Raw genomic sequence first — 22,469 nt, 5'->3', positions numbered from 1 at the left:
GGGGCGGCGGGCCCCGGGGGCGGCAATCCCGCCTTGATACCCCCCCGCCTCCCGCGATAAAGCAGGCGGCACAATCGTTCCCTGCGGAGCCCGCGTGACCCGTTTCCTCGCCCCCCTGCTGTTTGGCCTGATCGGTGCCGGCATTCTTGTCGGGCTGGGGATCTGGCAGATGCAGCGGCTGACCTGGAAAGAGGGCGTGCTGGCACGGATCGAGGCGCGGATCGGCGATGCGCCGGAACCGCTTCCGGTCATGGTCTCGCCCGATGCGCAGCGCTATCAGCCGGTGGCGCTGGCCGGTGAGATCCTGCCGGGCGAGATCCGTGTACTCGTGAGCCGCAAGCAGATCGGCGCCGGTTACCGCATCGTCTCGCCCTTTCGGACGGACGAGGGCCGCCTGGTTCTGCTCGACCGGGGCTTCACCGCAGACGCGAACAAGGACGCGGCGCGCCGGACCGGACCGGCGGAGGTGCAGGGCAACCTGCACTGGCCCGACGACCGCAACAGCGCCACGCCGGAGAACGATACCAAGGCCAACATCTGGTTCGCCCGCGACATCGGCCCGATGGCCGAGACGCTTGGCACCGAACCGCTGCTGGTCATCGCGCGGCGGATCACGCCGGGCGATCCGGATATCACCCCGCTGCCGGTCGATACCAGCGGCATCCCGAACGATCACCTGCAATATGCCATCACCTGGTTCTCGCTGGCCGTGGTGTGGCTGATCATGACCGCTTATTACATCCGGCGGCAGATGAAGACCGGAGACACCTGAATGCGCTATATCTCCACCCGCGGACAGGCGCCCGCGCTGAGCTTCGAAGAGGCGATGCTGTCGGGGCTGGCCCGCGACGGCGGGCTCTATGTGCCCGAGACCGTGCCCGTGATGTCGAGGGACGACATCCGCGCGCTGCACGGGCTGAGCTATGAAGAGACCGCGTTCCGCGTCATGCGCCCCTTCGTCGGCGACAGTTTCACCGACGAGACCTTCGGCGATCTGATCGCGAAAGCCTATGCCGGGTTCGGCCACGGCGCGCGGGCACCGCTGGTGCAGCTTGCGCCCGGGCATTTCCTGCTCGAGCTCTTCCACGGGCCGACGCTGGCCTTCAAGGATTTCGCCATGCAGCTCATCGGGCAGCTCTTCGAGGAGGCGCTGACCCGGCGCGGCGAGCATGTCACCATCGTGGGCGCCACCAGCGGCGACACCGGCTCGGCCGCCATCGAGGCGTTCAAGGGGCTCGATGCGGTGGATGTGTTCATCCTCTTCCCCCATGGCCGGGTGTCGGAGGTGCAGCGGCGCCAGATGACCACGCCCGGCGAGGCCAATGTGCACGCGCTGGCCGTCGACGGGCATTTCGACGATTGCCAGGCGCGGCTCAAGGACATGTTCAACGATTTCGCCTTCCGCGACGAGGTGCGGCTGGCGGGGGTGAACTCGATCAACTGGGCGCGGGTGCTGGCGCAGGTGGTCTATTACTTCTCCGCCGCCGTGTCGCTGGGCGCGCCGGACCGGACGGTCAGCTTCACCGTGCCCACGGGCAATTTCGGCGACATCTTCGCCGGCTATATCGCCAAGAAGATGGGGCTGCCCATCGACCGGCTGGTGATCGCCACCAACCAGAACGACATCCTGCACCGCTGCCTCTCATCGGGCGCTTACCGGAAGGGCGAGGTGATCCCCTCGATCAGCCCGTCCATGGATATCCAGATCAGCTCGAATTTCGAACGCGCCCTCTTCGACGCGTATGGGCGCGACGGCGGCGCCGTGGCGCAGCTCATGGAAGAGCTGAAGGAGGGCGGGTTCGGCGTCTCGCAAGGGGCCCTGCAAGCGCTGCGCGAGCATTTCGAGAGCGGCCGTGCCTCGGAAGAGGAAACGCTCGCCACCATCGCCAGGGCCCATGCCACCATGGGCGAGCTGCTCTGCCCGCATTCCGCCGTCGGCGTGAAAGTGGCCGACGAGCACCGCACCGCCGCCACTCCGATGATCACGCTGGCCACCGCCCATCCGGCGAAATTCCCCGATGCGGTGGAACAGGCCAGCGGCATCCGCCCGGCATTGCCCGAACGCATGGCCGGTCTCTTCGACCGCGAGGAACGGGTGACCCGGGTCGCGAACGACCTGACCGCGCTCGAAACCCTGATCCGGGAGCGGCTCGCAAAGTGAGTGTGGAACAGACAACCCTCAAGAACGGTCTGCGCATCGTCTCCGAACGCATGGACGGGCTGCAATCGGCCACGCTCGGCATCTGGGTGACCGCGGGCGGGCGCAACGAGCGCGTCGAGCAGAACGGCATCGCGCATTTCCTCGAACATATGGCGTTCAAGGGCACCAAGACCCGCAGCGCGCTGCAGATCGCCGAGGCCATCGAGGATGTGGGCGGCTATATCAACGCCTATACCTCGCGCGAGGTGACCGCCTATTACGCCCGCGTGCTGGAGAATGACACGAAGCTGGCGATGGATGTGATTTCGGACATCCTGCTGAACCCGGTTTTCGACGGCAGGGAAATCGAGACCGAACGCCATGTGATCCTCCAGGAGATCGGCCAGGCGCTGGACACACCCGACGACGTGATCTTCGACTGGCTGCAGGAGCGCGCCTATCAGAACCAGCCGCTGGGGCGCACCATTCTGGGCGAGGCCGCCAATGTGCGCCGCTTCGGGCGCGACGATCTGGAGACCTTCGTGGCGGAACATTACAGCCCCGACCAGATGATCCTCTCGGCGGCGGGCGCGGTGGATCACGCGGCGCTGGTGGAACAGGCCGAGGCGCTGTTCGGCGGGCTTGCCTCGCGCAAATCCCGCCCCCCCGAGCCGGCGCGTTTTACCGGCGGCGAAACCCGGCACGAGAAGGCGCTGGAGCAGGCGCATTTCGCGCTGGCCTTCGAGGGCCCCGGCTATCGCGACCCGGGATTCTACACCGCGCAGATCTATGCGATCGCGCTTGGCGGCGGCATGTCCTCGCGGCTGTTCCAGGAGATCCGCGAGAAACGCGGGCTGTGCTACACGATCTTTGCCCAGACCGGCGCCTATGAGGACACGGGGCTGACCACGATCTATGCCGGCACCAGCGGCGAGGAGCTGGGAGAACTCACGCGCCTCACCATCGACGAGATGAAACGCGCCGCCGAGGACATGAGCCCCGAAGAGGTCGCCCGGGCACGGGCGCAGATGAAGGCGGGGCTGCTGATGGGGCTGGAAAGCTCGTCCTCGCGGGCCGAGCGCATGGCGCGCATGGTGCAGATCTGGGGTGCGGTGCCACCGATCGAGGAGACGGTCGCGAAGATCGACAATGTCACCACCGGCGATGTCCGGCTGTTTGCCGAAGAGCTGGCGGGCCGCGCGCCCGCCGCGCTGGCGCTGTACGGGCCGGTCGCGGGCGCACCCGGGCTCGACGCGTTGCAGGCCCGCCGGACGGTGTGATGCTGGGGCGGCGGCGCAGGCTTCGGCTCGATACCGAGCGTCTGGTGCTGCGCGCGCCGCAGCACAACGATTTCAACGCATGGGTGGCGCTGCGGCTGGAAAGCCGCGCCTATCTCACCCCCTGGGAGCCGTCCTGGGCCGCCGATCACCTGACACGGCGCGCCTTCACCAACCGCGTCTACTGGGCCAACCGGTCCATCTCGGGCGGCACGGCCATCCCGCTGTTCATCTTCCGCCGCGAGGACGAGCAGCTTGTCGGCGCGATCACGCTCGACAATATCCGCCGCGGCCCGGCGCAATCCGGCGTGCTGGGCTACTGGACCGGCCAGCCCTACGCCCGCCAGGGCTTTATGCGCGAAACCATCGCCGCGCTGGTGCATCACGCCTTCGAACGGCTCGACCTGAGCCGGATCGAGGCCGCCTGCCTGCCGGAGAACGTCGCCTCGCGCGGGTTGCTGGAGCGCTCGGGCTTCAAATACGAGGGCGTGGCGCAGAGCTATCTCCAGATCAACGGCCGCTGGCGCACCCATGTGCTCTACGCCGCCCTGCGCGGCGACCGGCGCGGCAAGACCCAGGTCGGATAGAGCGAGACGGTCAGCGCGGCGGGACCGGGGCCTTTGCTGCCGCCCTGCGCCGGCGGGCGCCATGGGCCAGCGCCGTGCGCATCAGGCGGCGGAAACTCGGGCATTCGAGATGGCTGGGCGCGGTGCATTGCGCCGTGTGCCGCAGCCCGTCGCGCAGCGCCGTCAGCTCGCGGATGCGCAGGTCGAGCGCATCGGCCTTTGCCAGCAGACGCTCGCGCGCGATCACCGGCGCCTCTTGATCGCGCAGGATCTCGGCGATTTCCGCCAGCGAGAACCCCGCGATCTGCCCCAGGGAAATCAGCGAGAGCCGGGTCAGCACATCCGATTCATAGACCCGCCGCAGCCCCCGGCGCCCGACGGAGCGGATCAGCCCCTGATCCTCGTAATAGCGCAGCGCCGATGCGGGAACGCCGCTTCTGCGCGCGACCTCGGCAATGTCCAGCATGTCCCTTGACCTCAAGCCGACTTGAAGTGGCATATCACCGGGCATCGCCTGATTCTGCAAGGAGCCCGACACGATGCTTACCCCCGCCCCCGGCCTTATCCCCCTGCTCTGCTCCGCTCTTCTGCTGGGCACCGGCGCAACCCTGGTCATGGATCTGACCGCCCTCTTCCGGCGGCGCGTGCTGGGGGTGTCCGGCCTCGACTATGCGCTTCTGGGACGCTGGCTGGGCCATCTGCCCCGTGGCCGGCTGATCCACCGCCCCATCGCGGCAAGCCCGAAGATCCCCGGAGAGCGGGCCCTGGGCTGGGCCCTGCATTATCTGACCGGCATCGTCTTCGCGGCGCTGTTCCTGTGGATCGTGGCGCCCGGCTGGCTTGCGGCGCCGACGCCGCTCCCGGCGCTCGGCTTCGGGCTTCTGACACTGGCGGCGCCGTTTCTCGTGCTTCAGCCCTGCCTTGGTGCCGGGCTCGCAGCGCGCAACACGCCCAACCCCTGGCGCGCGCGCCGCGGCAGCGCGGTCAGCCATCTGTCCTTCGGGCTCGGGCTCTGGCTCACCGGCCTTGCCATGACCTCGCTCGGCTGACCCCGGCAACGCCCGTTCGAGGAGCTTCTGCCTTTCATCTTTCCGAAAAATACTCCCCCTGCGGCGCAGAGCGCCGCACCAACGCAAATGTCAGATGCGCGGCGCGGTTTCCCTGCTAGGCTGACCTCACGCAACAAGGAGACCCGCCCATGCTGCGCCTCGGCCTTGCCCTGAGCCTTCTGCTGACCGCCGCCCTGCCCGCCGCCGCACAGGAACAGCGGCGCCCCTCGCATTGCATCGCCATCGCCGATGCCGCGCCGGGGCTGCGCTATCTGCACAAGGCCGCCTGGACCGACCCGGTGCCCGAATATTCCGTCCGCCTGCATTACATCTCCCATGCCAGCTTCCTGATCCAGACCCGTGGCGGGCTCGAGGCGGTCACCGATTTCACCGGCTTCATCGGCAATGCCGATCTGATCCCCGATGTGGTCACCATGAACCATGCCCACGACACCCATTGGACGGCCAATCCCGACCCGGCAATTCCCCATGTGCTGCCGGGCTGGGGAGCGTTCGGCGAGGGGATCGAGCACCATCTCGACCTCGGCGAAATGCTGGTGCGCAATGTCTCGACCGACATCCGCTCGCCCATGGGCGGGACGGAGGAGAAGGGCAACTCGATCTTCGTCTTCGAGGTCGAGGGGCTGTGCATCGGCCATCTCGGCCATCTGCATCACGAACCCAACGATGCGCAATATGCGGCGCTGGGCCGGCTCGATGTGCTGATGGTGCCGGTGGACGGCGGCTATACGATGGGGCTCGACGCCATGGTGCGGGTGGTGGACCGGCTGAAAAGCTCGGTCATCCTCCCCATGCACTGGTTCTCCGGCGCCTCGCTCAACCGGTTTCTCGACGATGTCTCCGACCGCTTCGTCATCGACCGGCGCGACGGCCCCGAGCTGGTGATCGGCCTGCGCGATCTGCCGTCGCGCCCGACGGTGATCGTTCTGCAACCCACCTGGCTGCGGGACTGAGCCGGCGACACAAGAAAGGCCCGGAGATCGGCGCCGCAAGCTCTTGGCTTCCCGACGAAACCGGACCAATCTGCCGGCCGAAAGGAACCCCCGATGACCCTGACTGCCGCCGACGACACTTTCGCTGAAACCCTCTCCCGCGACCTGCCCGAGAACACCCTGCGCCGCGCCGAGCCGCGCTATCTCGAAGAGCCGCGCGGGCGCTGGCAAGGATGCTCGGGCTGGGTCGCCCTGCCCCGCAGCACCGAAGAGGCCGCGCAGATCGTGCGCGCCTGCCACGCGGCACGGGTCGGCATCGTCCCCTTCGGCGGCGGCACCGGACTCGTGGGCGGGCAGGTCGCGCCCGAGGGTCCGGCGCCGTTGCTGATCTCGCTGGAACGCATGACCGCGATCCGCGCGGTCTATCCGCAGGAAAACGTGGCGCTGGCCGAGGCCGGCGCGGTGCTGGCCGATGTCCAGGCCGCGGCGCAGGAGGCCGGGCGGCTGTTCCCGCTCTCGCTGGCCTCCGAAGGCACCGCCCGGATCGGCGGGCTGCTGGCAACCAATGCCGGCGGCGTCAACGTGCTGCGCTACGGCAACGCCCGCGATCAGGTTCTTGGGCTCGAGGCCGTGCTGCCCGACGGCTCGATCTGGCACGGGCTCAAGCGGCTGCGGAAGGACAATACCGGCTATGATCTGCGCCACCTGCTGATCGGCGCCGAGGGCACGCTGGGGCTGATCACCGCCGCGGCGCTGAAACTTTCCCCGATTCCCGCCGCCACCGGCACCGCGCTGTTCACGGTCGAAAGCCCCGCCGCCGCGCTCGATCTTTTGGCCATCGCCCGCGACCAGCTTGGCGAAGGCATCAGCGCCTTCGAACTGATCTCGCGCCAGGGGCTGGACTTCCTCTCCGAGAAACTGCCCGAGCTGCGCCAGCCCTGGCCCACGCCCCCCGAATGGTGCGTGCTGGTCGAGCTGGGTCTGGCCCGCGGGCTCGATCCCGCCGAAGCGCTGGAGACCCTCTTTGCCGCGGCGATGGAGGCCGAGCTGGTCTCGGACGGGGCGGTCGCGCAGTCCGAGCAGCAGCGCGCCGATTTCTGGGCGATCCGCGAGCGCATCCCAGAGGCGAACCGCGCGATCGGGGCAATCTCGTCGCATGACATCTCGGTGCCACTGGGCTCGGTCCCCGAATTCATCGAACGCGGCGCACCGGTTCTGGCGAAGATCGGGACGTTCCGGATCAACTGCTTCGGCCATCTGGGCGACGGCAACCTGCATTACAACGTCTTTCCCGCCCCCGGAAAGCAGCGCGAAGACCATGTGAACCAGCGCGACGAGATCAAACACGCGGTGCACGATCTGGTCCACGAGCTGGGTGGCTCGGTCAGCGCCGAGCACGGAATCGGGCGGCTGAAGGTCGAGGATCTGGAACGCTACGGCGATCCGGCGAAGCTGGCCGCCATGCGTGCGATCAAGGCAGCGCTCGATCCCGCCGGCATCATGAACCCGGGCGCCGTTCTGCGCGGCTAAGCGCGTATCCGGCCTGGCCGGCCCTGCCCGGTGTCCCTCGATAAACCGGGGACCGGGCCATATGCCCCCCTGCTGGGCGCTCTCTTAGTTAGAGGCCACCCGGAACACGCAGCCATCCGAAATCAGTTGCGGCGGCGTGAGGCACAGCCCCCGTGCCACGCTGAAGGCCGCCAGCACCTTGGGCACGTAATCGCGGGTCTCGGCATAGGGCGGCACGCCATCGTGCTTGGGAATCGAGTTCTCGCCCGCGTTGTATCCCGCCAGCACCAGAATCGGATCGCCGTCGAAGGTCTGCATCAGGAAATCCAGGAAGGCGACGCCGCCGCGGATATTGTCCGCCGGGTTCATCGCGTCGCCGACGCCGAAGCGTTCGGCGGTTGCCGGCATAAGCTGCATGAGCCCCTGGGCGCCCGCCCCGCTCACCGCATCCGCACGGCCGCCCGATTCCACCGACATCACCGCGAGCGCCAGCGCCGGCGACACCCGCGTACCCACCGTGGCCTTCAGCAGCTCGACCCCGTGGGTGGCAGCAAGGCTTTGCAAATCCTGGAGCCGCGGCGCCGCGACGCCGTGGCCCTGCGGCGGGGTCGAGAGCTTGATCAGCGCCGGTTCCAGCCGCCCGGGGCCGCTGTCCGCCAGCGCCGGAGACACCGCATCCCAGAACCAGCCATAGGCGCCCGCGCCCGCAGCCCGCCCGGCAGGCGCCTTGCCGCCGGAAACCGGCGCCGGAGCCCTTGGCGCGACCGGGGTCGCCACGATCTGCACGGTGATCCGCTTCTTTGTGCCCGGTTTCGGCGGCTTGACCCGCTTGGACACAACCTCCGGAAACGGCGCAGGCGACTCGGCCAACAGCGCGCCGGCGCAGAAAACGGCCAGGAGGGCCGTCAAACCCAACTTGCGGAACATCGCTCGACCTGCCTCTGGTCTCTATTGTTTGGCGATACTCTGTCATAAACACCGGTTTTGGCCAATATCGTCGCCGCAATGTGCATGAAACCGTGCCATTTTCGCCGGGAATCGCACGGTCCAAGCCACCTCCGAAAGAAAAACACAAAGATTAACCGTTCCTTTTCAGGGGATTAGAGACAGATTCCTGCAATTCTTCTCAAACTACAAAAACAAACCAATTGTGCCCAATTCTTGCCTGATTCCGGGGGCTATATCTCCTCATACCGCAGCGGGACGGGGCAATGAGAGAGGCCCACAACGCTCCGGAGCGGTGACGTGAGCAACAAACTAGACTTTATATCTACGGAGAGAGACATGCTGAACTTCATCAAAAACTTCCGCAACGACGAAGACGGTGCTGTGACGGTTGACTGGGTCGTGCTGACCGCTGCCGTGGTCGCCATGGCGATCGGCGCCTACACCACCATCGAAACCAACGCTGATGCCCTGATCGGCGCCGCCGGCACCGCAGTGGGCAACCAGGAAGGCATCCTGTTCCCGGAATAATCGGACCTGACATTTGCCGCCGGATCGGTCCAAACCGATCCGGCGGGCGATGTCCGAGGCAAGGTCTAACGGAATGGATATGAAAATGTTTCGATTTTTGAAGACCTTTCTTCGCAACGACTCCGGCGCCGTGTCCGTCGATTGGGTGATCTTGACCGCCTCTGTCGTCTTCATGTCCGCCGTGTCGTTCTTCCAGATCCGCGACAACAGCGCGAACCTGGAAGCTGCGGCCGGAGGGGCGCTTGCCGAAGAGCAGCAGGCCCTGTTCCCCGAATAGAGGGACCGCCAGACAGGCACACGCAAAAGGGACCGCTTCGTTCTCGAAGCGGCCCTTTTTCGTTCTGAGAGACAGGATGGCGCAGCCCCTCGCCCGGCTAAGGGCTGCGGCCTCAAAAGCGCTAAGCAATGGGCCAGAATTGGCCACAATCTTTGGTTACCCACGAATTTGAAGGCGCCCGAGCAACGAGAGGCGCTTCCGAGGTGAAACCCCGAGAGGAAAGAGTAATGCGACTGGTATTCGGAATCGTCCTGATCGCTGGCCTGGGCCTGGCCGGCTTTGCCGTTCACCTGGCCCAGAAGCAGTTCGGCGCCTATCAGAACGCGCTGCAGCAAGAGCGCGCCAAGGCCGTCAAGGCCGTGCCGACGCAGATGATCTACGTCACCCAGCGCGCCATCAACCACGGCGAGGTGCTGACGGCGGAAGACGTGAAGCTCGCGCCCTGGCCCAAGGAAATCCTGCCCGAAGGCGTGTTCGACGAAGCGACGCCGCTTTTCGTCGCCGGCGAGCCCGCCCGCGTCGTCGTGCGCGCCATGGACAAGTTCGAAGCCGTGCTGACCACCAAGGTCAGCGAACCCGGCGGCGATGCCGGCCTGACCTCGCGCCTCGAACGCGGCCAGCGCGCCTTTGCCATCAAGGTCGACGTGTCCTCGGGCGTGTCCGGCTTCCTGCGCCCGGGCGACCGGGTCGATATCTACTGGACGGGCCGCGTGCCCGGCAACGATCCCAATCTGCCGCAGGGCGATGTCACCAAGCTGATCGAGACCGGGATCAAGCTGATCGCCATCGACCAGACCGCAGAGGTGGACAGCAACGACCCCACGATCGCGCGCACCGTGACCGTCGCCATCAGCCCGCAACAGGTGGCGGGGCTGGCCCAGGCACAAAGCACCGGGCGTCTGTCGCTGTCGCTGATGGCCGCGAATGACGAGACGGTGGCCGAGGCGATCGAGGTCGATCAGCGCGCGCTGCTCGGGATCGCCAAGCGGGAACGGCAGGCAGAAAAGAAAGCCCTGGAAGTCTGCACAACCCGCGTGCGCCGCGGCTCCGAGGTGGTCGAAATCCCGATCCCCTGCACGAACTGAGCGAATTCAAGAGCTTGATCATGGGGCGCCGACTGGCGCCCCTTTTGCCATCGCCCCGGCGAAAACCCGGGATGTTGCCCGTTATCCACATAAATATTGCCGCGGAAGCCGTTGATTCTTGCAAAAAAACCGAAACTGACGCAAAGTCCGTTCAAATGCAGGCAGCAAAGACCTGCTCCCGAGGCGTGATCGAGAGGCAGGTCACATGACAATTGACAAGTTTATCAAGGCAGCCCTTGTCGGGCTCACCCTGGGCGTCAGCCCGCTGGCCCTGACCGCTCAGGCCGAAAACCTGCGCGTGGTCCGGACCGGCACGGAAAGCGTGCTGAACGTGCCGATGAACCGCGCGGTTGTGGTGGAAAGCGACGTTCCCTTTGCCGAACTGTCCATCGCCAACGCCGCCATCGCCGACATCTCCTCGCTCTCGGATCGCACGATCTATGTGCTGGGCAAGACCCCGGGCACCACGACCCTGACCATTCTCGACGGCAATGGCCGCCTCATCACCAATGTCGATGTGCGCGTGGCCGCCGACGTCACCGAATTCAAGGAACGCCTGCGCCAGATTCTTCCCAACGAGAAGATCGAGGTGCGTACCGCCAATGACGGCATCGTTCTGTCCGGCACCGTTTCCAGCGCGCAGAAACTTCAGCGCGCGCTCGACCTTGCCCAGCGCTACGCGCCCGAGCGCGTCTCCAACCTGATGGTGGTGGGCGGCGTGCAGCAGGTGATGCTCAAGGTGCGTTTTGCCGAAATGCAACGCTCGGTGGCCAAGACGCTGCGGTCCTCGCTGGCCCTCGGCGGCACCATCTTCGACGACGGCGCAAGGCTCAGCACCGAGACGGGCACCTGGCTGAACGGAAACAACGCGCTGGGATCCGACGTCGAAATCAACGGCGACGCCCAGGGCGCGCTGCTGCTCGGGTTCAACTCTGGCGGGCTCGAGGTCGGGCTGCTGCTGGAAGCGCTCGAGAACAAGGGGGTGTCGCGCACCCTGGCAGAGCCGAATCTGACCGCGCTGTCGGGACAGGAGGCCACTTTCCTCGCCGGCGGCGAATATCCGATCCCGGTCTCGCAGGGCGACGGGAAGATCACGATCGAATACAAGCCTTTCGGCGTCGAGCTGAACTTCACGCCGCGCGTGGTCGATGGCGACCTGATCAATCTCGAACTGAACGCGGCGGTCTCCTCGATCGACAGCGCCAACGGCATCACGCTGGATGCGCTTTCGGTCGATGCGTTCCGCAAGCGGCAGACCTCGACCACGGTCGAGATGCGCGACGGCGAGAGCTTTGCCATCGCCGGTCTGCTTCAGGACGATTTCCGCGATCTCAACGGTCAGGTGCCGTGGCTGGGCGACATTCCCGTGCTGGGGGCGCTGTTCCGCAGTGCCGAATACGAACGCGAACAATCCGAGCTTGTCATTATCGTGACCCCTCATCTGGTGACCCCGACGCGGGGCGAGGCGCTTGCGCTGCCGACCGATCGCGTCCGGCCGCCCTCGGAAAAAGACCTGTTCCTCTTCGGCCGGACCGCCTCGGACGGCGCACCGCCGAAGACCGGCGGCGCGGCTGAGGTTGCAAAGCAGGACTTCACCGGCTCTTATGGCTATGTGATGGACTAATACGATGCAGGGGCGCAGCAGAATGATCAGGATCAGCGTGGCCGGCCTTGGTCTTGGCCTTCTTGCCGCCTGCGGCGGATACCCCGGTGATCCGGTTCGCGACCAATTCTATCGGGAGGCGGGATCGATCGTCGATAACGGCGATTTCGGCAATGCCACGATGAACAACACCCAGATCATGAACGGCGACAAGGCCTATGTCTTCGATCTGGGCCGGCGATTCGCGCAGGAAGTGCCGGCGATGGTGAACTTCGCCTTCAACAGCGCCCAGCTCGATGCAGGCGCGCGCGACACGCTGCGCGAACAGGCCAACTGGATCCGCCAGTTCCCCGAGGTGCGGTTCCGCGTCTATGGCCATACCGATCTTGTCGGATCGGAAAGCTACAACAAGCGGCTCGGCATGGCCCGCGCCCAGGCCGTGGTCGCCTATCTTGCAAGCCAGGGCATCTCGCGGTCGCGACTCGAGGCGGTGGTCTCTTACGGTGAAACCCAGCCGCTGATCGTGACCGAGGGCCAGGAGCGCCGCAACCGCCGCACCGTGACCGAGGTCTCGGGCTTTGTGAAAGGCCATCCCACGGTGCTCGACGGCAAATATGCCGAGGTGATCTATCGCGAATACGTGCGGAGCGCCTCGCCCATGTCGACGCTTTCGGGCGTCTCGGGGATGGGAGAGTCGTCCGGTCAATAACCGGACGCGCCCCGGCATCGTCCGGCAATACCGTACAATTACGGTTTTTCGGCCCAAATGTTGCCCACATTTTGAGTGATCTTATCCGCAAAGGGACAGTTGCGCCGGGACGACTCGGCGCACGGGGCCCGGAACGCGGGTAAATGTGCCATCAAACGCCTTTGCCTTTGCCGCCCGGGACCCTCCCCAATAGGTAAAGGATGAGAGGCAATGACGAGTACGACCGCTCTGCACACTCCCCCCAGTCCGATCGTGGCCTGCACGATCAGCCGGAACGTGCAGAATTTCGATCTTCTCATCGAAGACATGGAAGACCTCCTCGGCGAAGGCTGGGGAGACCTGGGGTTTGGCGAGGCGCTGGCCTTTCTGAATCAGCCGGACGCCCAGAAACTCGAATTCGTCGCCGTCGCCATCGACGAAGAGGATGAAGACGATCTTGGTCTGCTCGCCGAGATCATCGCCGCTGCCAAGGCGCGGAACGTCAAGGTGGTGCTGATCGCCGAAGACGTGACCCCGGCGGCGCTTCATCAGCTTCTGCGTGGCGGCGCCGACGAATTCGTGCCCTACCCGCTGCCCGAGAAAGAACTGGCCGCCGCGGTCGAGCGGCTGCGCCGCCGGCCCGCCCCGGCATCGGCGCCCCAATCGCAGTCCAAAGGCGTGCAGCTTTCGGGCGGCGGCGACGGCGTGCTGATCGCGGTGCAGGGCATGTGCGGCGGCTGCGGCGCGACGACCTTTGCGGTCAACCTCGCCTGGGAACTGGCGACGGTCAGCAAGGAGCACGCCCCGCGGGTGTGCCTGATGGACTTCGGACTGCAATTCGGATCGGTCGCCACCTATCTCGACCTGCCCCGCCGCGATGCGGTTCTTGAACTGCTCAGCGAACTCGAGGCGATGGACGGCGACAGCTTCGGCCAGGCCCTGGTGACCTTCGGCGAGAAACTGCAGGTGCTGACCTCGCCCGCAGACGTGATCCCGCTGGACATGATCTCGCCCGAAGACGTGAAATCGCTTCTGAACGTGGCACGCGAGCATTTCGATTACGTGGTGGTCGATATGCCCTCGACGCTGGTGCAGTGGAGCGAGACGGTCCTGGTCGAAGCGCAGGTCTATTTCGCGCTGCTCGAACTCGACATGCGCTCGGCCCAGAACACCCTGCGCCTGAAACGCGCCCTGCAAGCCGAGGAACTGCCCTTCGACAAGCTGCGGTTCGCGATGAACCGGGCGCCGAAATTCACCGACCTGCAAGGCAAGAGCCGGGTTCGCCGCATGGCCGAAAGCCTCGGGATCAACCTGGGGCTACAGCTTTCCGACGGTGGCAAGGCGGTGACCATGGCCGGCGATCACGGCGAGCCGCTTGCCGCCCACGCCGCCAAGAACCCGCTGCGCAAGGATATCGCCAAACTGGCGGCAGAGCTTCACGCCATCGGTCAGACCGATGCGGAAGCCGCCTGAGAAGGAGCCTGAGACATGTTCTCCCGCTACAAGAAGACCCCGGTGAAAGAGGCGGCTCCGGTCGCTCCCGCCACCGCAGCGCCCGTTCAGACCGCCGCGCCCAAACCGGCCAGCATGCGCAAGCCGCTGCCCAAGAAGGTGGCCGAGGCCGCGCCGCAGGATCGCGAGAAGCGCCGCAAGGAACGTCTGGGCGACGTCAAGCTCGAGCTGCACCGTGCGCTTCTCGACAACCTCAACCTCGCCGCCATCGACCATGCGAGCGAGCGCGAGCTGCGCGAGGAGATCGGCGCCATCGTCGCCGAGACGTTGCAGGAAAAGGGCATCGTCCTGAACCGCGAAGAGCGCACGACGCTCAACCAGGAGCTTTACGACGAGGTCAAGGGCCTCGGCCCGCTCGAGACGCTGCTCAAGGACGACACGGTGTCCGACATCCTGGTGAACGGCCCGCACCAGATCTTTGTGGAACGCTCGGGCAAGCTGCAGCTTTCGGATGTGGTGTTCAAGGACGAACGCCACCTGATGCGGATCATCGACAAGATCGTCTCCGCCGTGGGCCGCCGGGTCGATGAATCGAACCCCTATGTGGACGCCCGTCTGGCCGACGGCTCGCGTTTCAACGCCATGGTGCCGCCCATCGCGGTCGATGGCTCGCTGGTCTCGATCCGGAAATTCAAGAAGGACAAGCTGGCCATCGACGACCTGATCCAGTTCGGCGCCTTCACCGAGGAGATGGCCGTCTATCTTCAGGCCGCCGTCGCCACCCGGCTCAACATCATCGTGTCCGGCGGGACCGGCTCGGGCAAGACCACCACGCTCAACGCGCTCTCGTCCTTTATCGACGATGCCGAGCGGATCCTGACCATCGAGGATACGGCGGAACTTCAGCTCCAGCAGACCCATGTGGGCCGGATGGAAAGCCGCCCGCCCAACGTCGAGGGGCGGGGTGCCGTCACCCCGCGCGACTGTCTGAAAAACGCGCTGCGGATGCGCCCCGACCGCATCATCGTCGGCGAAACGCGCGGCGAAGAGGTCATCGACATGCTTCAGGCCATGAACACCGGCCACGACGGTTCGATGACCACGATCCACGCCAACAACCCGCGCGACGGCATCAGCCGGATGGAAAACATGATCGCCATGTCCGGCGTGGAAATGCCGCTGAAAGCCATGCGGTCGCAGATCTCTTCGGCGGTCAACCTCATCGTGCAGGCCTCGCGGCTTCAGGACGGCTCGCGCCGGATGACCTCGATCACCGAGATCACCGGCATGGAGGGCGACGTGATCTCCATGCAGGAACTGTTCCGCTTCCAGCGTGTGGGCCTGACGCCCGACAACAAGATCATCGGCCATTTCACCGCCACCGGCGTGCGCAGCCACTATTCGGAGCGCTTCAAGATGTGGGGCTTCGACATCCCGCCGTCGATCTACGAACCCTTCCGCCCGGAGTAACCCATGCTTTCCGCTGAACTGATCATCTACGGTCTGATCTTCGTCGGCGTCCTCATTCTGGTCGAGGGCGTCTATCTGGTGGCCTTCGGGCGCTCGATCAGCCTCAACCGGCGGGTGAACCGCCGGCTGGAGATGCTGGACAAGAACGTCAATCGCGAAGAGGTTCTCGCCAAGCTCCGCAAGGAGATGGACCAGCACCTCGAAAGCCGGGGCATCCCGCTTTATTCGCTGCTGGCGGACCGGGCGCAGAAGGCGGCAATCGCCTTTACCCCCAACCAGCTCATGATGATGATGGTCGGGGTCAGCGTGCTGGCCTTCCTCGCCCTCACGATGGGCACAGAGGCAACCCTGCCGGTGCGCATCGTGCTGGGCATCGGCATGGGGGTCGGCGGCGTCTTCATGTGGGTGAGCAGCAAGGCCAAGAAGCGCTTGGCCCTGATCGAAGAGCAGCTTCCGGACGCGGTGGAACTGATGGTGCGCTCGCTGCGGGTCGGACACCCGTTCAGCTCCGCCATCGCGGTCGTCTCGCGCGAGATCAAGGACCCGCTGGCCACCGAATTCGGGATCATCTCGGATGAATCCACCTATGGCCGCGACATCGGCGAAAGCCTGAAACACATGGCCGAGCGGCTCGACATGCAAGACCTTCGCTTCCTCGCGGTGGCGGTGTCGATCCAGCAGCAATCGGGCGGCAACCTCGCCGAGATCCTCGAAGGGCTCGCCAAGGTGATCCGCGCGCGGTTCCGCCTGTTCCGCCGGGTCAAGGCGATCACCGCCGAGGCGCAATGGTCGGGCAAGTTCCTCTCGGGGTTCCCGGTGGCGGTGCTGCTCGTCATCCAGGTGACCGACCCGCATTACTACGACGAGGTTCTGGACCACCCCTGGTTCATCCCCGCCTGTTTCGTCGTTGCCATCTTCCTGATCGCGAACCTGCTGGTCATGCGGATGCTCGTGAATATCAAAGTCTGATAAGGGACACGACCCATGTTCGAGACGCTCAATACGATGGTCACCGAGACGCTGGGCCCCGCGGGACCGCTGATGGTGGTGGCCGGGCTCGCCTTCCTGCTGATCATCGCCGCCATTCCGCTGATGCTGAACCAGCGGCCCGATCCGATGGACAAGCTCCGCAAGGACGGCCGCGCCAAGATGGATGCGGAAACCAAGGCGATCCTGCGCGACACGCGCCGCAACGCCAAGCTGAACAAATACGCCCAGTATCTCGAACCGCAAAGCGCCGAGGAGCTGGGGCAGATGCGCCTCAAGCTGCTGCAGGCCGGCTATCGCACCCGTGACGCGGTGCGGCTCTACTACCTGTCGCAGATGGTTCTGGGCCTCGGCCTGCTCGCCGTCGGCACGGTCTATTACTATCTCTTCAAGGACGGCCCGGACGCAACGCTGCAAACCAAGCTGATGTATATCATCGGCCCCGGCGCCGTCGGCTATATGGCGCCCAAGTACTGGGTCACCAAGCGGGTGGAAGAGCGCAAGAAACAGATCGAGGAAGGGTTCCCCGATGCGCTCGACATGATGCTGGTCTGCGTCGAGGCGGGCCAGTCCCTGGACCAGTCCATCGTGCGGGTCGCGAAAGAGCTGCATGCCTCCTACCCGGCGCTCGCCGATGAGTTCGAGATCATCAGCCACGAGATGAAGGCCGGCAAGGACAAGAGCAACGTGCTGAACGACATGGGCGAGCGCTGCGGCGTGCAGGACGTCTCCTCCTTCGTGACCGTGCTGAACCAGGCGGCCAGCTTCGGCACCTCGATTGCCGACGCGCTGCGGATCTATGCCTCGGAAATGCGTGACAAAAGGGTCATGCGCGCCGAAGAAAAGGCAAACAAGCTGCCGACAAAGATGACGCTGTCGACTATGATGCTGACGGTTCCGCCGCTGCTGATCATCCTCGTGGGTCCGTCGGTGGTGAGCGTGAGCGAGCTCGGGAACATCGCCTTCAAGTGACGACATGAACAAAGGCCTCATCGCCTGTCTGATACCTCTGCTGCTGGCCGCCTGTTCATCGGGCGGCCCGTTTGCGTCCAAGACCGGAGAGCAGACCTATGCCCCGGCGCTCGATCCGCGCGGCACCGCCGTGGACGGGCTGGTCGTGGGGCACCGGCTGATGGCCGCCGGGCAGTACGAGCTGGCGCTCGATGCCTATACCCGCGCCGCCGGCGAGCACGGGCTCACCGCCGAGGTGCTGACCTCGCTCGGCTCGGCCAACCTCGCCCTCGGGCGGCTCAACCAGTCCGAACCGTTGCTGCGCCGTGCCGTGGATACGGAACCGCTCTGGGCCGAAGCCTGGAACAATCTGGGCGTCGTGCTGATCGAGCGCGGCAAGACCGCCGAGGCGGCCGAAGTGTTCCGGCGGGCCTATGCGCTCGACAATGGCGAAAGTGACGCAATCCGCGACAATCTGCGCTTGGCGCTCGCAAAATTGGATAATCCGGACTATGGTGAGGGCGGACAACAAGAATACAAGCTGGTGCGACGGGGCAGCGGGAGCTATCTGATCCGCCGCGCTTACTGAGGCAAGAGCAGTAAAAGGACGCAACAAATGCGCCACCCCATCCTTGTGACCCTCTGCGCCGCAGGGGTCCTCGCCCTGTCAGCATGTGAAAAAGGCATCGACAAGGACGCGGTTGACCGCGAATTCGCTGGTGTGAACGCCATCGACGGCTCCGGTCTGAACGATGTGATGCTCTCCGCGGGCGACCCGAACGAGGCGGTTGCCTATTTCCAGCGCGCCGACAAGATCGAGCCGGGCCGGATTGATCTGATGCGGGGTCTGGCCAAATCCCTGGTCCGCGCCAAGCGCAACCAGGAAGCCTCGATTGCCTGGGCCCGGGTCGTCGATCACGACGAGGCCACGGATGACGACCGTGTGGCGCTGGCCGATGCGCTGATCCGCAACAACGATTGGGACAAGGCCGAGCAGGTGCTGGATTCCATCCCGCCGACCTACGAGACCTATCAGCGCTACCGGCTGGAGGCGATGATCGCCGACGGTCACAAGGAATGGAAAAAGGCCGACAGCTTCTACGAGATCGCGGTGGGTCTGACGACCAAGCCGGCTTCGGTGCTGAACAACTGGGGCTATTCCAAGCTGAGCCGCGGCGATTATGCCGGCGCCGAGAAGATGTTCTTCGAAACGCTCCGCCACGATCCCAGCCTGTTCACAGCCAAGAACAACCTCGTGCTCGCGCGCGGGGCGCAGGGCAACTACACCCTGCCCGTGATGCAGATGACCCAAGTCGAACGCGCCGAGCTGCTGCACACGCTGGGCCTGGCCGCGATCAAGCGCGGCGACGTGGAGATCGGCAAGGGGCTGCTGCGCGACGCGATCGAAACGCATCCGCAACATTTCGAGGCGGCCGCACGGTCGCTTGCGGCTCTGGAAACCAGCGTCGCGAACTGACCGATGCTGTCGATTTCCGCCTCCGCCGCGATCTGGTTCGCGCCTTTTGTGCTGCCGGTCTGCCTCTATGTCTGTTTCACCGACATGCGCGAATTGCGGATCACCAATCAGGCCGTCGCCACGCTCTTTGCGATCTTTGCCATTGTCGGGCTGATCGCCCTGCCCTTCGACGATTACCTTTGGAGATACACCCATCTTGCGGCGGTGCTGGTCGCCGGGATCGCGCTGAACGCGGGCGGGGTGATGGGCGCGGGCGATGCGAAATTCGCCGCCGCCGCCGCCCCCTTCATCCATCTCGGCGATCTGCGCTTCCTGCTGGCGCTCTTCGCCGCGAATCTTCTCGCGGCCTTCCTCAGCCATCGCGTGGCCCGGATGACGCCGCTGCGCCGGCTGGCACCGGACTGGAAGAGCTGGGACAGCGGCAAGCGGTTCCCCATGGGGATGGCGCTGGGCGGCACCCTGGCGCTCTACCTCGTGCTCGGGATCTGCTACGGAAGCTGACCTCCGGCAAGGTCCCCGCCGCCGCTTTTCCCAAGCCCGGCCCATCTCTCGCCACAAAGCTGTTGTTTCCTAACACGCAACAGAACCCAATGGGGCATAGCAGAGATGAACATGGAACCCTGCGCCGTGATGGCGCCGCCTCCGCCCAAGCGACTGGAAGACCTGAAGCTGCCGGCGGTCTTCATGCGCGACATCGCGCTGAAGACCATCTTCCGCAAGAACGCCGGCACGGTCACCTATCTGGCGAAGGCGATCTGCCTGCCGATCGGCATCACGCAGGAGCTGATCGACCTGGCCCGCTCGCAGGGGCTGCTCGAGGCGATGGGCACGCTCAATGCCAATTCCGGCAACGAGATGAGCTATCAGCTCACCGACGCGGGCAAGGCCCGCGCGCTCGACGCGCTGTCCCAATCCGAATATTTCGGCCCGATGCCGGTGCCGCTGCATATCTACAGCGAGCAGGTCAAGCGCCAGTCGATCCGCAACGTCCAGATCACCCGCGAACAGCTTCTGGCCGCCATGGGCCACCTGGTCCTGCCCGAAGAGCTGATCTCGCATCTCGGTCCGGCCGTCGGCGCCGGCCGCTCGATCCTGATGTACGGCCCCCCGGGCAACGGCAAATCCTCGATCTCCAACGGCATCCGCGATGCGATGGGCGACAAGATCTATGTGCCGCGCGCCATCGAATATTCCGGTCAGGTGATCTCGGTCTACGACCCGATCGTGCATTCCGCCGCCGAAAGCGCCGAAGACGATCCCACCCGCCTGCGCCGCACCAACCGCTTCGACACCCGCTATGTACTGTGCGAGCGGCCGACGGTGATCACCGGCGGCGAGCTGTCTCTCAATATGCTGGATCTGGTCTACAATCCCACGGCGCGGACCTATCAGGCGCCGCTGCAACTCAAGGCGACCGGCGGCATCTTCATCGTCGATGACCTTGGCCGTCAGGCGGAACCGCCGCAGAAGCTGGTGAACCGCTGGATCGTGCCGCTGGAGGAGAACAAGGATATCCTGGCGCTGCAATCGGGCGAGAAATTCGAGGTGCCCTTCGACACGCTGGTGATCTTCTCGACCAACTTCCACCCGAACGAGATCTTCGACCAGGCGGCGCTGCGCCGGATCTTCTTCAAGATCAAGATCGACGGGCCGAACCAGGAGGACTTCCTGAAGATCTTCGCGCTGGTGGCCCGCAAGAAGAAGCTCCAGCTCGACGAAGCCTCGCTGGTCTATCTGCTCAAGACCAAATACCCGACGATCAAGAACATCTATGCGAACTACCAGCCGGTGTTCCTGATCGACCAGATGATCTCCGTCTGCGATTTCGAGGGCTGGCCCTACAAGATGACGCCCGAGCTGGTGGACCGCGCCTGGGCGAATATGTTCGTCAAGGACGAGGTCATCGTGAAGTAAGGTTGGGGCGGGGATGCCCCGCCTCCGCCCTCAGGCGCATCACTGGATCGACAGATCCAGGCCGAAGGGCACGGTCTTGCCGGAATCCTCGTCGTTCCCCATCAGATAGACGCGGATCGTATAGGTGCCCTTTTCCGGCAATGTGACGGTGGTGCTGTTGCCGTTGATCGCGCTGTTGTAGATGGCAACCCCGTCGCTGCCCGGAGGCAGGATGTTGAAATAGGCCGATCCGCCGCTGTCAAGCTCGACGAACATCTCCTGCCCCTTGCCCGCGCCCAGGCGGTAGTCGTGATAGGCGTGACCGGTCACCTTCCCCTCGACATATGTGCCGTAGTCGCCCTTGCGGAACTGCACATCGCTGACCGTCTGCGCCGCCGCGAGCCCGGGCAGCCCGGCGGCCAGCAACAGGCCCATCGCGTGATACCTGACTTTGCGTTTCATCGGGTCCTCCTCCGACCAAGTAACGAGGCTTCAGCCTACACCTTGCCGGGCGTCCCGGAAGACCCTATTTTCGCCTTGCGATCGGGATGTTGCGGCCCGCGCTGTCTTGATGTGAAAACCTGCATTTTTCAGCTTGACGCTTCGCGCTCGCTATCATACCCACCACTCCACGGTTTGGCGGAGTAGCTCAGTTGGTTAGAGCAGCGGAATCATAATCCGCGTGTCGGGGGTTCAAGTCCCTCCTCCGCTACCAAATCCCTCCAAAAGCACGAAATGTCCCGCTGCTGTCACAAGGCGCTATATGGCTGTGGAGTGACGACGCTGTGCATCGCGGAATAGTTGCACAGAGAACCCCATCTGACATAGCGACTGCCCAACTACGACGCGCAGATCCTGGATAGTGTTCCTCCCTGATCGGTCGGTAGACTCCACTGACCAGGTAGCGCGTTGTGCTTTGCGTCCTCATTTGCTCGAGCAGATCAATGACCTCACAGCTCGTGTCACTCAGGCATAATCCGCGTGTCTTGGCCTCGTATACCAACTGCGAAAGACGATGACCGAAGGACAGCCGCGAGAGGTCTTCATCGGAGAGGCCTGCCGCATGCAGATAGGCTTTCGGGTAGAGTTCACTCGCGTGAACCGTTGAAACAGGATCGGTGCGTCCGGATGGGTTCTGCGCAGTTGCGCATCTCGAAGCGCCAAAGCTGTCTTTCGGAAGGATTCTGCATCGTCGAAGGGACCCGCAGGTTGGTAACTCACCTGTCACTCCGTCGATACGGCTGCTGCAACAAGCGAAGCCTACCATGTTTGCCGTGGATGAGATCTCCGCGCGCTGAGGTATTTCGATCTCTCCGTCTTGATATCCCGCCCCCTACCAAGTGTTCAGGAGCCCAGATTCCAAGGCGATCTTCAAAACAGAAGCACGGACGCGCAATGGACTCCCCGATCGCCCCCTTTGTGTCATGCATCGTTGCGATGACCGGCAAGCTGAACGTTCTGCGGCCATGCGGATCTCTGACCCGACTGAGCCGCAAATACGCGCGTTACCGGCATGGCAACTGGCCTGTGCGATATTTTTTTGCGTTATGAAGTTTGGAGATTTATCGTATTGAGAGATATATTTTGGTTTTTACTAGGTTTGGCGGTGACCTACT

The 22,469-nt window shown here is 64.7% G+C and carries 23 protein-coding genes and 1 tRNA gene; 21 read left to right on the top strand and 3 right to left on the bottom strand.

The window, feature by feature from the left end; translation table 11 throughout:
- Positions 1-94: 94 nt before the first annotated feature.
- Genes M4578_RS19880 through M4578_RS19865 form a run of 4 tightly spaced genes read left to right on the top strand, consistent with a single transcriptional unit; the run spans position 95 to position 4,004 of the window.
- The gene (locus tag M4578_RS19880; protein ID WP_258094973.1) at positions 95-772 is read left to right on the top strand and encodes an SURF1 family protein; all 678 of its coding nucleotides are present in this window, start codon (positions 95-97) and stop codon (positions 770-772) included.
- The gene (gene thrC / locus M4578_RS19875) at positions 773-2,161 is read left to right on the top strand and encodes a threonine synthase (RefSeq protein ID WP_258094972.1); all 1,389 of its coding nucleotides are present in this window, start codon (positions 773-775) and stop codon (positions 2,159-2,161) included. It abuts the gene before it with no gap.
- Positions 2,158-3,420: a M16 family metallopeptidase gene (locus M4578_RS19870; RefSeq protein WP_258094971.1), complete on the top strand. Its 1,263-nt coding sequence runs from the start codon at positions 2,158-2,160 to the stop codon at positions 3,418-3,420. Before thrC ends, M4578_RS19870 begins: the two co-directional genes overlap by 4 nt.
- Positions 3,420-4,004 (top strand): GNAT family N-acetyltransferase, encoded by a 585-nt coding sequence (locus M4578_RS19865; protein WP_258094970.1) that lies wholly within the window; start codon positions 3,420-3,422, stop codon positions 4,002-4,004. Before M4578_RS19870 ends, M4578_RS19865 begins: the two co-directional genes overlap by 1 nt.
- Positions 4,005-4,014: 10 nt before the next feature.
- Here M4578_RS19865 and M4578_RS19860 read toward each other — a convergent pair whose 3' ends face one another.
- On the bottom strand, positions 4,015-4,449 hold the full coding sequence (locus M4578_RS19860) for a helix-turn-helix domain-containing protein (RefSeq protein ID WP_258094969.1): 435 nt from the start codon (positions 4,447-4,449) through the stop codon (positions 4,015-4,017).
- A 73-nt stretch (positions 4,450-4,522) separates the two neighbouring features.
- Here M4578_RS19860 and M4578_RS19855 point away from each other — a divergent pair, with 73 nt between their 5' ends.
- The 3 genes from M4578_RS19855 to M4578_RS19845 all read left to right on the top strand — a co-directional run bounded on the left by M4578_RS19855 (position 4,523) and on the right by M4578_RS19845 (position 7,515).
- Entirely contained in the window at positions 4,523-5,032 is a 510-nt protein-coding gene (locus M4578_RS19855; RefSeq protein ID WP_258094968.1) for a DUF2938 domain-containing protein, read from the top strand.
- A gap of 149 nt (positions 5,033-5,181) precedes the next feature.
- A complete protein-coding gene (locus tag M4578_RS19850) occupies positions 5,182-6,006 on the top strand; it encodes an MBL fold metallo-hydrolase (protein ID WP_258094967.1) in 825 nt (274 codons plus the stop codon).
- Positions 6,007-6,099: 93 nt separating this feature from the next.
- On the top strand, positions 6,100-7,515 hold the full coding sequence (locus tag M4578_RS19845; RefSeq protein WP_258094966.1) for an FAD-binding oxidoreductase: 1,416 nt from the start codon (positions 6,100-6,102) through the stop codon (positions 7,513-7,515).
- 84 nt (positions 7,516-7,599) lie between these two features.
- On the opposite strand, the gene M4578_RS19840 is transcribed toward M4578_RS19845, so the two are convergent.
- Positions 7,600-8,421: a lytic transglycosylase domain-containing protein gene (locus tag M4578_RS19840; RefSeq protein WP_258094965.1), complete on the bottom strand. Its 822-nt coding sequence runs from the start codon at positions 8,419-8,421 to the stop codon at positions 7,600-7,602.
- Positions 8,422-8,778: 357 nt separating this feature from the next.
- Between M4578_RS19840 and M4578_RS19835 the strand changes: the two genes are divergently transcribed.
- The 13 genes from M4578_RS19835 to M4578_RS19775 all read left to right on the top strand — a co-directional run bounded on the left by M4578_RS19835 (position 8,779) and on the right by M4578_RS19775 (position 20,874).
- Entirely contained in the window at positions 8,779-8,970 is a 192-nt protein-coding gene (locus M4578_RS19835) for a Flp family type IVb pilin (RefSeq protein ID WP_258094964.1), read from the top strand.
- A 73-nt stretch (positions 8,971-9,043) separates the two neighbouring features.
- Entirely contained in the window at positions 9,044-9,247 is a 204-nt protein-coding gene (locus M4578_RS19830) for a Flp family type IVb pilin (protein WP_258094963.1), read from the top strand.
- A gap of 227 nt (positions 9,248-9,474) precedes the next feature.
- A complete protein-coding gene (cpaB, locus tag M4578_RS19825) occupies positions 9,475-10,332 on the top strand; it encodes a Flp pilus assembly protein CpaB (protein ID WP_258094962.1) in 858 nt (285 codons plus the stop codon).
- Between the two features lie 205 nt (positions 10,333-10,537).
- Positions 10,538-11,956, top strand: coding sequence for a type II and III secretion system protein family protein (locus tag M4578_RS19820; protein ID WP_258094961.1), 1,419 nt, complete (start codon positions 10,538-10,540; stop codon positions 11,954-11,956).
- Between the two features lie 4 nt (positions 11,957-11,960).
- Positions 11,961-12,644, top strand: coding sequence for an OmpA family protein (locus tag M4578_RS19815; RefSeq protein ID WP_420854822.1), 684 nt, complete (start codon positions 11,961-11,963; stop codon positions 12,642-12,644).
- Positions 12,645-12,854: 210 nt separating this feature from the next.
- Positions 12,855-14,096 carry a CpaE/TadZ family protein gene (locus M4578_RS19810; RefSeq protein ID WP_258094959.1) on the top strand — a complete coding sequence of 414 codons (1,242 nt, stop codon included), beginning with the start codon at positions 12,855-12,857 and terminating at the stop codon, positions 14,094-14,096.
- A gap of 15 nt (positions 14,097-14,111) precedes the next feature.
- Entirely contained in the window at positions 14,112-15,545 is a 1,434-nt protein-coding gene (locus tag M4578_RS19805; RefSeq protein WP_258094958.1) for a TadA family conjugal transfer-associated ATPase, read from the top strand.
- A 3-nt stretch (positions 15,546-15,548) separates the two neighbouring features.
- Positions 15,549-16,514, top strand: a complete 966-nt coding sequence (locus M4578_RS19800) for a type II secretion system F family protein (protein ID WP_258094957.1) — start codon at positions 15,549-15,551, stop codon at positions 16,512-16,514.
- Between the two features lie 15 nt (positions 16,515-16,529).
- Positions 16,530-17,504: a type II secretion system F family protein gene (locus tag M4578_RS19795; protein WP_258094956.1), complete on the top strand. Its 975-nt coding sequence runs from the start codon at positions 16,530-16,532 to the stop codon at positions 17,502-17,504.
- A 4-nt stretch (positions 17,505-17,508) separates the two neighbouring features.
- The gene (locus tag M4578_RS19790; protein ID WP_258094955.1) at positions 17,509-18,072 is read left to right on the top strand and encodes a tetratricopeptide repeat protein; all 564 of its coding nucleotides are present in this window, start codon (positions 17,509-17,511) and stop codon (positions 18,070-18,072) included.
- Between the two features lie 27 nt (positions 18,073-18,099).
- On the top strand, positions 18,100-18,960 hold the full coding sequence (locus tag M4578_RS19785; RefSeq protein WP_258094954.1) for a tetratricopeptide repeat protein: 861 nt from the start codon (positions 18,100-18,102) through the stop codon (positions 18,958-18,960).
- A 3-nt stretch (positions 18,961-18,963) separates the two neighbouring features.
- Entirely contained in the window at positions 18,964-19,461 is a 498-nt protein-coding gene (locus tag M4578_RS19780) for a prepilin peptidase (RefSeq protein WP_258094953.1), read from the top strand.
- 105 nt (positions 19,462-19,566) lie between these two features.
- Entirely contained in the window at positions 19,567-20,874 is a 1,308-nt protein-coding gene (locus M4578_RS19775; RefSeq protein ID WP_258094952.1) for an ATPase, read from the top strand.
- 39 nt (positions 20,875-20,913) lie between these two features.
- Here M4578_RS19775 and M4578_RS19770 read toward each other — a convergent pair whose 3' ends face one another.
- Positions 20,914-21,315 (bottom strand): hypothetical protein, encoded by a 402-nt coding sequence (locus M4578_RS19770; RefSeq protein ID WP_258094951.1) that lies wholly within the window; start codon positions 21,313-21,315, stop codon positions 20,914-20,916.
- 176 nt (positions 21,316-21,491) lie between these two features.
- Here M4578_RS19770 and M4578_RS19765 point away from each other — a divergent pair.
- Positions 21,492-21,568 (top strand) — tRNA-Met (locus M4578_RS19765).
- Positions 21,569-22,469: the final 901 nt, after the last annotated feature.

Origin of the sequence: Salipiger pentaromativorans, assembly GCF_024721115.1 — a bacterium.
GTDB lineage: Bacteria > Pseudomonadota > Alphaproteobacteria > Rhodobacterales > Rhodobacteraceae > Salipiger > Salipiger pentaromativorans.
Note: the sequence above shows the minus strand (reverse complement) of the source record. Positions and strands in the feature narration are given on the sequence as shown.